Origin of the sequence: Mesorhizobium sp. M7A.F.Ca.CA.002.05.1.1 (assembly GCF_003998335.1) — a bacterium.
Taxonomy (GTDB): Bacteria; Pseudomonadota; Alphaproteobacteria; order Rhizobiales; family Rhizobiaceae; genus Mesorhizobium.
On sequence record NZ_RZQI01000174.1, the window covers coordinates 1 to 8,637 of the forward strand.

11 protein-coding genes, 2 tRNA genes and 1 pseudogene are annotated in these 8,637 nt (G+C 62.5%); 5 read left to right on the forward strand and 9 right to left on the reverse strand.

The genetic code is table 11. From position 1 onward, the window contains the following. From EN939_RS11660 to EN939_RS11680, 5 genes are all read right to left on the reverse strand, one after another. Positions 1 to 479, reverse strand: a 479-nt coding sequence (locus tag EN939_RS11660; protein WP_164750954.1) for an SDR family NAD(P)-dependent oxidoreductase, incomplete at its 3' end; no start/stop codon positions are given. Further along, a complete protein-coding gene (locus EN939_RS11665; RefSeq protein ID WP_127268136.1) occupies positions 473 to 1,228 on the reverse strand; it encodes an SDR family NAD(P)-dependent oxidoreductase in 756 nt (251 codons plus the stop codon). The genes EN939_RS11665 and EN939_RS11660, both read right to left, overlap by 7 nt. Next, the gene (locus EN939_RS11670) at positions 1,225 to 1,995 is read right to left on the reverse strand and encodes an ABC transporter ATP-binding protein (protein ID WP_127268137.1); all 771 of its coding nucleotides are present in this window, start codon (positions 1,993 to 1,995) and stop codon (positions 1,225 to 1,227) included. Before EN939_RS11670 ends, EN939_RS11665 begins: the two co-directional genes overlap by 4 nt. 10 nt (positions 1,996 to 2,005) lie before the next feature. After that, a complete protein-coding gene (locus EN939_RS11675; RefSeq protein ID WP_236383447.1) occupies positions 2,006 to 2,788 on the reverse strand; it encodes an ABC transporter permease in 783 nt (260 codons plus the stop codon). Positions 2,789 to 2,891: 103 nt separating this feature from the next. After that, positions 2,892 to 3,884, reverse strand: coding sequence for an ABC transporter substrate-binding protein (locus EN939_RS11680; RefSeq protein ID WP_127268138.1), 993 nt, complete (start codon positions 3,882 to 3,884; stop codon positions 2,892 to 2,894). Positions 3,885 to 4,005: 121 nt separating this feature from the next. Between EN939_RS11680 and EN939_RS11685 the strand changes: the two genes are divergently transcribed. Next, entirely contained in the window at positions 4,006 to 4,911 is a 906-nt protein-coding gene (locus tag EN939_RS11685) for a LysR family transcriptional regulator (RefSeq protein WP_127268139.1), read from the forward strand. Between the two features lie 30 nt (positions 4,912 to 4,941). Here the strand turns inward: EN939_RS11685 and EN939_RS11690 are convergent, their stop codons facing one another. Then, positions 4,942 to 5,547, reverse strand: coding sequence for an HD domain-containing protein (locus EN939_RS11690; protein ID WP_127268140.1), 606 nt, complete (start codon positions 5,545 to 5,547; stop codon positions 4,942 to 4,944). Positions 5,548 to 5,694: 147 nt separating this feature from the next. Between EN939_RS11690 and EN939_RS11695 the strand changes: the two are divergent. Beyond that, positions 5,695 to 6,339: pseudogene (locus EN939_RS11695) on the forward strand (serine O-acetyltransferase); the annotation flags it as partial. 417 nt (positions 6,340 to 6,756) lie between these two features. Beyond that, positions 6,757 to 6,894, forward strand: a complete 138-nt coding sequence (locus EN939_RS38005; RefSeq protein WP_164749104.1) for a hypothetical protein — start codon at positions 6,757 to 6,759, stop codon at positions 6,892 to 6,894. 75 nt (positions 6,895 to 6,969) lie between these two features. Here EN939_RS38005 and EN939_RS11700 read toward each other — a convergent pair whose 3' ends face one another. Beyond that, positions 6,970 to 7,227: a GlsB/YeaQ/YmgE family stress response membrane protein gene (locus tag EN939_RS11700; protein ID WP_013531402.1), complete on the reverse strand. Its 258-nt coding sequence runs from the start codon at positions 7,225 to 7,227 to the stop codon at positions 6,970 to 6,972. Positions 7,228 to 7,359: 132 nt separating this feature from the next. Between EN939_RS11700 and EN939_RS11705 the strand changes: the two genes are divergently transcribed. Continuing rightward, a complete protein-coding gene (locus EN939_RS11705; RefSeq protein ID WP_127268141.1) occupies positions 7,360 to 7,830 on the forward strand; it encodes a YidB family protein in 471 nt (156 codons plus the stop codon). A gap of 74 nt (positions 7,831 to 7,904) precedes the next feature. On the opposite strand, the gene EN939_RS11710 is transcribed toward EN939_RS11705, so the two are convergent. Further along, positions 7,905 to 7,978, reverse strand: a tRNA-Gly gene (locus tag EN939_RS11710). 89 nt (positions 7,979 to 8,067) lie between these two features. Continuing rightward, positions 8,068 to 8,152, reverse strand: a tRNA-Tyr gene (locus tag EN939_RS11715). Positions 8,153 to 8,350: 198 nt separating this feature from the next. Between EN939_RS11715 and EN939_RS11720 the strand changes: the two genes are divergently transcribed. Continuing rightward, the coding region (locus tag EN939_RS11720) for an RNA methyltransferase substrate-binding domain-containing protein (protein ID WP_272483087.1) at positions 8,351 to 8,637 on the forward strand (287 nt) is incomplete at its 3' end.

Genomic DNA, 8,637 nt, shown 5'->3' on the forward strand with positions numbered 1-8,637 from the left:
AGCTCTCGCGCCCAGGAGCGGGTCAGGCCGAGCAATGCCGCCTTGGTCGCGCAATAGACCGAGGCGTTCGACCGGCCGAGATAGGCGAGCTCGGAGGCGATGTTGACGATGCGGCCGCCATCGGGAAGGTGCGGCAGGACTTCCCGTGCCACGATGATGGCGCCGCGCACATTGACGGCGAACATGCGGTCGACATGGTCGAGCGAAATCGCCTCAAGCGGTGCTTCATGGAGGATGCCGGCATTGTTGACCAGAATGTCGTAGCCGCCGATCCGTTGCGCGCCTTGCCTGACCGCGGCAATGATGTCGGCCTCATTGGCAAGGTCGCAGGCAAGGATCGGGATATCGCCGTCGGATGCCTTGAGATCGAAGCCGAGAACAATGGCTCCGGCGTCCCGCAAGGCGAGCGCGGTCGCGCGACCGATGCCGCTGGCCGCACCGGTGACCAGCGCGCGTTTTCCGTGCAGCGGGGTTACCAAGGCACTTCTCCCCTGTCGACGCCGAGCGACTGCCCGGTGATGTTGGCCGCGAGATCCGACGCCAGGAACAGATAGGTGCCGGCCATGTCGGCCGGCTCCATCAGGCCGGGCAGGGCTTGCGCGCCAACGATGTCTTCGAGCAGTGCTGCTTCACTGACGGCGCCTTGCTCGGCCATCCGGCCAAGCGAGCGCATCGATGCTTCCGTGCGGACCCATCCCGGACAGACCGCATTGACGCGGATGCCTTTCGATCCAAGTTCCTTGGCCCAGGTTTTCGTCAGGCCGATGATGGCGTGCTTGGAGGCGACATAGGCGCCGAACCGCGCTTCGGCGACGCGGCCCCAGATCGATGCGGTGTTGATGATCGAAGCGCCGGCCTGCATGCGCGGCAAGGCGCGCGCGGTGACAAGCGCCGTGCCGATGACGTTGATCTCGATGATGCGCCGGAAGGCGGCTTCGGCCTCGTCGCTGCTGTCGGTGATCGGCGTCATCAGCTCGAGGCCGGCATTGTTGATGAGCACGTCGATCCGGGAGATCGGTCCGAGGGCCGCGCCGACCGCCTCGCGGTCGGCGATGTCGGCCTCCGTGCCTGTGGCGCCCAAGTCGTGGGCCCGTTCGTGCACGGCCGCGTCGTTGGCAATGAGGTGCAGGCTGGCGCCGGCCTGGGCGAAGCCCTTGGCGATGCCGAGCCCGATGCCTCGGCTCGCTCCGGTGATCACGACCGTCTTTCCGGAAAAGGAGAGGCTCATACGACCACTCCGGTTTCGTTGCGGATCAGATGCAGGACCTTGTTGCGCAGCTCGAAGAATTTCTGGGTTTCGCGAATCTCCAGCGGCCGGTCCGGGCCAAGCTCTGCCGCCACGTCGATATCGGCGACGATCGAGGCTGGACGGCGTGAGAACAGGATGATCCGGTCGGCGAGAAATACGGCTTCTTCGACGTCGTGGGTGACGAAGATGATGGTCTTTTCCTCGCGGATCTGGATCTGCCGCAGCTCGACCTGAAGCCGCTCGCGCGTCAGCGCGTCGAGGGCGCCGAAAGGCTCGTCCATCAACAGCACGTCTGAGCCTGCGGCGAGCGTGCGGGCTATGGCCACGCGCTGGCGCATGCCTCCCGAGATCCGGTTTGGATAGGAGTCGGCAAAGTCGGCGAGCCCGAACAGCTTGAGATAGTGGCTGATACGCTCGGCTCTTTCGGTGGCACCGAGGTCCTTCCTGTAGCGCATGCCGAAGGCGATGTTGTTTTTGACCGTCAACCAGGGAAACGACGAATAGGACTGGAACACCATGCCGCGCCGACGGTCCGGCCTGACGACCTTTTCCCCGCCAAGCAGGATCGAGCCCGAACTCGGTTCGTCGAGGCCGCCGACCATGCGCATCAAGGTGGTCTTGCCGCAGCCCGATGGGCCGAGAAAGACGACCAGCGAATTGCGCTCGAGGCCAAGGCTGGTGTTTCGCACGACATCGACGGGGCCGAAGGACTTGGCCGTGTCGATGAATTGAACATATCCGGTCATGTCATGCTCCTCACAGATACCGGAACAGCCGGCGGTGAAGCAGGCGCAAAAGTTGGTCGGTGACAAGGCCGATCAGGCCGATGACGACGACGCCGGCCATGACCTCCGGTGTCTTGACGAAGCGCCGGGCCGTCCAGATCACATAGCCGATGCCGGAATCGGCGGCGACGATCTCGGCGATGATCAGATAGGTCCAGCACCAGCCGAGCGTGATGCGCAGATTGTCGAGCAGCGTCGGGCCCATCCAGCGCAGGGCGACGTCGACCATGACCTGCCTCGAATTGGCACCGACGGTGCGGGCGACCTCGACGAACTCCTGCGGCACGCGCCGCATGTCGTCGGCGACGAGCAGCACGAGCTGGAAGAACGTCCCCAGCCAGAGCAGGAAGATCTTGGTCTCCTCGCCGACGCCGAACCAGATGATCGACAGCGGCACGAGTGCGGGGACCGGCAGGTAGCGGATGAAATCGATCATCGGCTCCAGGGCGGCGCCGACGATCCGGTAGCTGCTCATCATGATGCCGATCGGGATCGCCATGACGGCGGCCAGCAGGAAGGCAATCCAGACACGGGTGGTCGAAACCGCGACGTGCCACAGCAGGTTCTGCTCGGTCAGCATCGTCCACAGGGCAATGACGACGCGGCTCGGCGAGGGCAGGAACTGCGGCGCAATGATGCCCGCGCGCGCCGCCAGCTCCCACAGGGCAACGACGAGCACAGCCGCGGCGACACTGACGGCAAACTCCAGCATCGGCGATGCGCGACCGCGGAAGACAAACAGGCTGCTGAACAAATCATTATCCCCGGATGATCGAAAGAACGGCCGTCACCGGCGCGAGCCGGAATGACATCGCTGCCGACAGCCGAGACAAGCTGCCGGCCCGGCCGCGCGGCCGCTATTTCGCCGGGATCTTGTTGATCGCCGAACTGTCGATCTGGTCCGCCGCCACCAGTCTGTTGTCGGCGGCGCCGTTCTCCAGGTTTAGATCCATCACCGTGTCGAATATCCCGTGCAACGTGCCTTTTTCTCCCGGCTTGCCCATGTAGGCCAGGGATTCTGCAAGCGTCGTGTAGGACAGGCTGGAGTTGACGATGTCGGTCACTTCGGCAGGCGTCAGGCCGAAATGCTTGGACGCCATGTCGGCGAATTTTTCCGGCTCGGCCTTGATGAAATCGACCGTCTCATAGATGCAGCCGAGGAATTTTGCGTATTTGTCGGGGTTCGCCTTGAAGTCGTCGTTGCGGGCGATGATCGCGTCGATGATGATGCCGCGATGATCCTTGGACGAGATCAGCATGCGGGCACCGGTGCGGGTCGAGGCCTTCAGCGCCTGCGACATGAACGGTTCGTAGGTCGCGATCGCGGCGATCGATTCATCGACGAAAACCGCACCCGTATCGGCCGTCGCGATGTCCTTGATCTGCAGATCCTTCAGCGACAGGCCCGCCTGCTTCAGCTCCATCTGCAGCAGCAGGCGCGAGGGGATGTTGGGCTCGGCCGCGACGACCTTGCCCTTCAGATCGGCAACGGACTTGATCTTGTCATCGGTGATGACGCCGTCGCCACCGACGGATTCGTCGATCGTGCCGATGATGATGCCGGGCGTCGAGGCGTCGCGCGGGCGGCCCTGATATTCGCCGACCGAGCGCATCTGCATCTCGATGTCGCCGCGCGCCATCGCCGCCATGACGTTGGTCAGGTCATCCTCGAACTTGATGCTGACATCAAGGCCCTTGGCGGTGAAGCAGCCAAGGTCGCTGGCGATATGGACAGGCGCAAATCCCAGCCATGTCGGCGCCAGGATGCGGATCTGGTCGGCGCTGAGGGCGAGCTGCGAACTGGCGAGCAGCAGGGCTGCGGACAAGGCGGTGCCTGGTAACGGTTTCATGATTGTTCCCCAATTTTGTTCCGTACAGGCTCGCGATTTCTGACATTGATGTAAATGAGTTTATTTAGAACGATACATCGAATAACATCGATGTATCGTTCTGTGCATCATGGGGAATGGCATGCGCCGGCTGGACAATATCGATATCCGCCTGCTGCGCGTTTTCGTGGCGCTGGCCGATTCAGGCGGGTTCGCCGCTGCGCAAATCACGCTCAACCTGTCACAGCCGACGCTGAGCACGCATCTGGCGGAGCTGGAGAAACGCATCGGTGCCCAACTCTGCCATCGCGGGCGCAAGCAATTCCGCCTGACCGAGGTTGGACAGGCAACCTACGATGCGGCGCAGAGGCTGTTCCGCGACCTTGACGATTTCGGACATCGCATCAATGCAGCCAGCGGCAGCCTGTCGGGCCGCTTGCGGGTCGGCACGTCGGATGGGGTCTTCACCAGTGGCGAACTGGGTATCCAGCACGCGCTCAGCCGCTTCATGGGGCCCGATTCCGACGTCTTCATCGACCTTTCGGTGGGTACGCCGTCCGAACTCGAGCAACAAGTTGCCGATGGCGGTCGCGACGTTGTCATCGGGCCGCTGTCGCAGAAAGCGCCTGGGGTTGTCTATCGCGACTATTGCGGCGAACCGCATCTTCTCTATTGCGGCCGCCGGCATCCGCTCTTTGCGATGCCCGATTCAAGGATCGATCAAGGCGCCGTCGATGCCGCGCGGTTCTCGGTGCGCAGCTATCGACATTTCGACGACCTCTACCTGGTCGGCCATCCCAAGGCGAGTGCATCGGTCGTGCACATGGAAGCGCAGTTGATGCTGATCCTGTCGGGCAACTTCATCGGCTTTCTGCCATGCCATTTTGCCGATCCCTGGGTCGCCGCCGGAGACATGCGGGCGATCAAGCCAAGGGCCTATTCGTTCAGTTCCATACACCGCGTCGCCTATCGCAAGACCGACGCCCAGCGCTCGCTTGTTCAGGCGTTTCTCGGTGCATTGTTCGATGCAACGCCCGTGGCGGGATAGGGCGACATGCAAGCGCGCCACCGGCGAAGATCACAAAGAGGTTTGCAGGGCCTGCAATGACCGCGTCATGTTTTCCCTGGCCTGCGGTTCGAAGCGCTGGCGAAACTCTTCAGTGTGGAAGATGTGCGGGCGGGCGAGGAAAGTCTTCAGGACAGCACTGCGTCCGGCCCGCCACATTGGCTCCTCCACCCAGTGGTACTCGCGCCGCACGGCGCGCTCATAGGCGTCGAAGGCGTCCGGCGCGGCTCCCAGGATCGACAGATCCATATCCAGGAAAAGACTTGCGTCCCGTGTGGCCGCCGCGTCTTCGAACGGCGGCACCTGGTGCGTGGCGGTGGCGACGATCATTGCCGAGATGCGGTTGAGGCGTGAAGGATTTGCGCGGCCCGCCAGCTTTTTCTCGGCAAGGGCAGCACTTTGCGCCTCATTGTCCTTGGCCTTGCTGTCATAGATGGCATCGTGGAACCAGATCGCCGCTTCGATCGCCTCGGGGTCGCCGAGCAATCCTCGATAGTCGCCAGCGAGTGCCAGCATCGCCTCGATATGGGCAAGGTTGTGGTAGTGGCGGCCCTGTGCCCGGTAGAGCGCCGAAAGCTCGCTTTTCAGCGCGTCGTCGATCAAGGGTTCGTTTTCCATGGCTGCTTGAATTCCCGCGAACCAAATCCATTTGACAAAGCACTAAGGAAAATTGAGTTCAATCGTGCTATGATCTGGCTTATATGTGCGGCCAGGCAACAGGCAAGCACAACAGGCAAGCCAGGCAGGACGCAGGACGAGACGGCGATGAACAGCATCAGCATTTCCCGACACAGCGCATTGAAGCCGGTCGATCCGATCTGGCGTTCGATCCGCGACGAGGCCATGGAGGCTGTCAACCGCGACCCGCTGCTCGCTGCATTCCTCTATTCGACCATCCTCAACCAGGACAGCCTGGAAGAAGCAGTCATTCATCGGCTGGCCGAGCGGCTGGCGCACCAGGACATCGGCTCCGATCTCATCCGCCAGACCTTCAAGTCCATGCTGGCCGACGACAAGGAGTGGCCGACGACGGTGCGTGTCGACATCCAGGCCTATTACGATCGCGATCCGGCCTGCGACCGCTTCATCATGCCTGTGCTCTATTTCAAGGGTTTCCACGCCATCCAGACCCATCGGCTGGCGCATTGGCTGTGGAACCAGGGGCGCAAGGATTTCGCGCTCTATCTGCAGAGCCGCTCGTCCTCGGTCTTCCAGACCGACATCAACCCCGCCGCCCGCATCGGCAAGGGCATCTTCATCGACCACGCCACCGGCCTCGTGGTCGGCGAGACCGCTGTCATCGAGGACGACGTGTCGATCCTGCATGGCGTGACGCTGGGCGGCACCGGCAAGGCCGGCGGCGACCGCCACCCCAAGATCCGCTACGGCGTGCTGATCGGCGCCGGCGCCGCGCATCTGGTTTCCGAGCGTTGGGTCATGCCCGGGGCACATCACCTGCTGCTGATGGCCGGCGCCGGATTTTTCCTGATCTTCGGCCATTTCTTCATCTTCATGGCCTATCGCATCGGACCGACCAGCGCCGTGGCGCCGTTCTACTATTGCTTCACCGTCTGGGCGGTCATTTCGGGCCTGCTGGTGTTCGGGCAATTCCCCAACGCGCTGGCGATCTGCGGCATCCTGCTGGTCATCGGCAGCGGGCTGACCATCGTGTCGCTGGATCAGCGTCGCCGCCGGCTGGCCGTCGTGGCGTAACCTTGGCACCCAGGCAGGTGCTCACGAGGCGTTGCCGGGCCGAAAAAGATCGTCTAATCGGCGAAGCAACGTTCGATCGACGACGACATGATCAATCAGCCAGCGGAGTTCCCCGTGACCGATTTTGACCAAAACAACAACTCCGACGCCGAGCACAAAGCCGCTATCCGCAAGTCGCTTGTCGGCTGGGCGGTGTTCATCGCCGGAACGCTGATCTTTTTCGTCGCCGCCGATGCAGTGCTGATGCCATAGACGAGCCGCTGCACGTACCGGCCTGAAGCCGGTCTTGCCTTCAGAAACTCGAAACCTCAGACGATCGGCAGGCGCCTAAAGCGTCCGCCTTGCGCTGAACTGATGGTAGGCCCACAGAACGACCACCGCGCCGATGACGGCAACGATCAGGCTGTAGATGTTGAGGCCGGTGACGCCTGACGCGCCGAAGGCACTGAAGATCAGACCGCCGACAATGGCGCCGACGATGCCAAGCACGATGTCCATGATGACACCCTGGCCGGTCTTGTTGACGATCTTGCTGCCTATGAAGCCGGCGACCACGCCGAGAATGATCCAGCTGATGATACCCATTTTTTCCTCTCCATCCCCTCGCCAGCCGAACATTTTCATAGGATTGTCAAAACCTCAAGCCAGCTTGAAATTCCGCCCGAATGCTTCATTGTTGAGGAGGGGTCGGGCCTTGGTCGCTATGGAGGATCCACTATGGGACTTTTTGACAATGCCGTTCCCGGCGGCAACATCACCAAACCCCTGATGATCGCGCTCGGCGCATTGCTGGTCGGCAAGATGCTGAGCGGCAGAAGTGCCGAAGCGCCAGAACAGTCTCCCGCGCCCGCTCCGACCGCCCCCGTTCCCGTCCCTACGGAAACCACATCCGCCGATGGTGGCCTGGCTGGCGGCTTGGGCGGCCTGCTCGACAAGCTCAGAAATGCCGGCCACGGCAATGCCGCCGACTCCTGGGTCGGCACCGGGCAGAACCAGCCGATCAACGCCAACGATCTTGGCGCCGCGATCGGACCGCAGATCATTCGCGAGATCGCGCAACGGACCGGGCTGGACGAGCAGGAACTGCTCAAGCAACTGTCCACCGCCCTGCCCGGCATCGTCGACAGACTGACGCCGAACGGCCAGGTGCCGCAGCAGCACCAGGTCGCCACCGCGTTCAACAGCTGACGCGGCAGCCACGACAATTGGAGCGCTGCGCCTCGTGCGCAGTGTTTCGGTTTGCCGGTGATGGGATGAGTGTCTGGAGCGGGTAGCGGGAATCGAACCCGCATATTCAGCTTGGAAGGCTGCTGCTCTACCACTGAGCTATACCCGCGCCTTACCTGAAGTACCGGATTCATCCGAAAAGCGCCATGCACTTTTCGGTCCGATTCTTGTCGCGTTTCAGGGCTTCCGGGCCGGCAGTGGTGGAGAGGGTTGGATTCGAACCAACGTAAGCTAAGCTAACGGATTTACAGTCCGTCCCCTTTAACCACTCGGGCACCTCTCCAGTCTGCCGCCGGAGCCATGCAACGAGGCATTCACGCCGATCCGGACCCGAGTTATGTGTTCTCCGAAACCAGCGCAGCGCCTTATGGCGGCAAGCCCATTGGGTGTCAACCGCGCAACCATGGTTTTTCGTTTCTGTTCGCCGGCTGTGACGGCGGGCCATATCCTTGGCCGGAGGACACCGCTATAGAAGCCAGCCATGAGCGATAAAACCAACACTCCCAAAGACACCCATTACGCCAAGCTGCGCCGCGCCTATCGCGACGAGAAAAGCGGCGGCGCGCCGGCGTTCCGGCCCCGACAGCCGGTTCCGCCGGGCGAAAATGCCGCGGACGGGCTGGTGAGGCTCTACGGCCTGCACACGGTGCGCGCCGCACTCGACAATCCGCGCCGCAAGATCAGGAAGATGCTGGTGACGCGCAATGCGGCCGAGCGCCTCGAAATAGCCGATCTCGCCGCCCTGCCCTTCAAGATCGAACTGGTCGA

Bases quoted from the DNA above. Each gene is read 5' to 3' on its own strand.
- EN939_RS11665 (WP_127268136.1), bottom strand. From the start codon at position 1,228: ATGAGCCTCTCCTTTTCCGGAAAGACGGTCGTGATCACCGGAGCGAGC.
- EN939_RS11670 (WP_127268137.1), bottom strand. From the start codon at position 1,995: ATGACCGGATATGTTCAATTCATCGACACGGCCAAGTCCTTCGGCCCC.
- EN939_RS11680 (WP_127268138.1), bottom strand. From the start codon at position 3,884: ATGAAACCGTTACCAGGCACCGCCTTGTCCGCAGCCCTGCTGCTCGCC.
- EN939_RS11685 (WP_127268139.1), top strand. From the start codon at position 4,006: ATGCGCCGGCTGGACAATATCGATATCCGCCTGCTGCGCGTTTTCGTG.
- EN939_RS11690 (WP_127268140.1), bottom strand. From the start codon at position 5,547: ATGGAAAACGAACCCTTGATCGACGACGCGCTGAAAAGCGAGCTTTCG.
- EN939_RS11700 (WP_013531402.1), bottom strand. From the start codon at position 7,227: ATGGGTATCATCAGCTGGATCATTCTCGGCGTGGTCGCCGGCTTCATA.
- EN939_RS11705 (WP_127268141.1), top strand. From the start codon at position 7,360: ATGGGACTTTTTGACAATGCCGTTCCCGGCGGCAACATCACCAAACCC.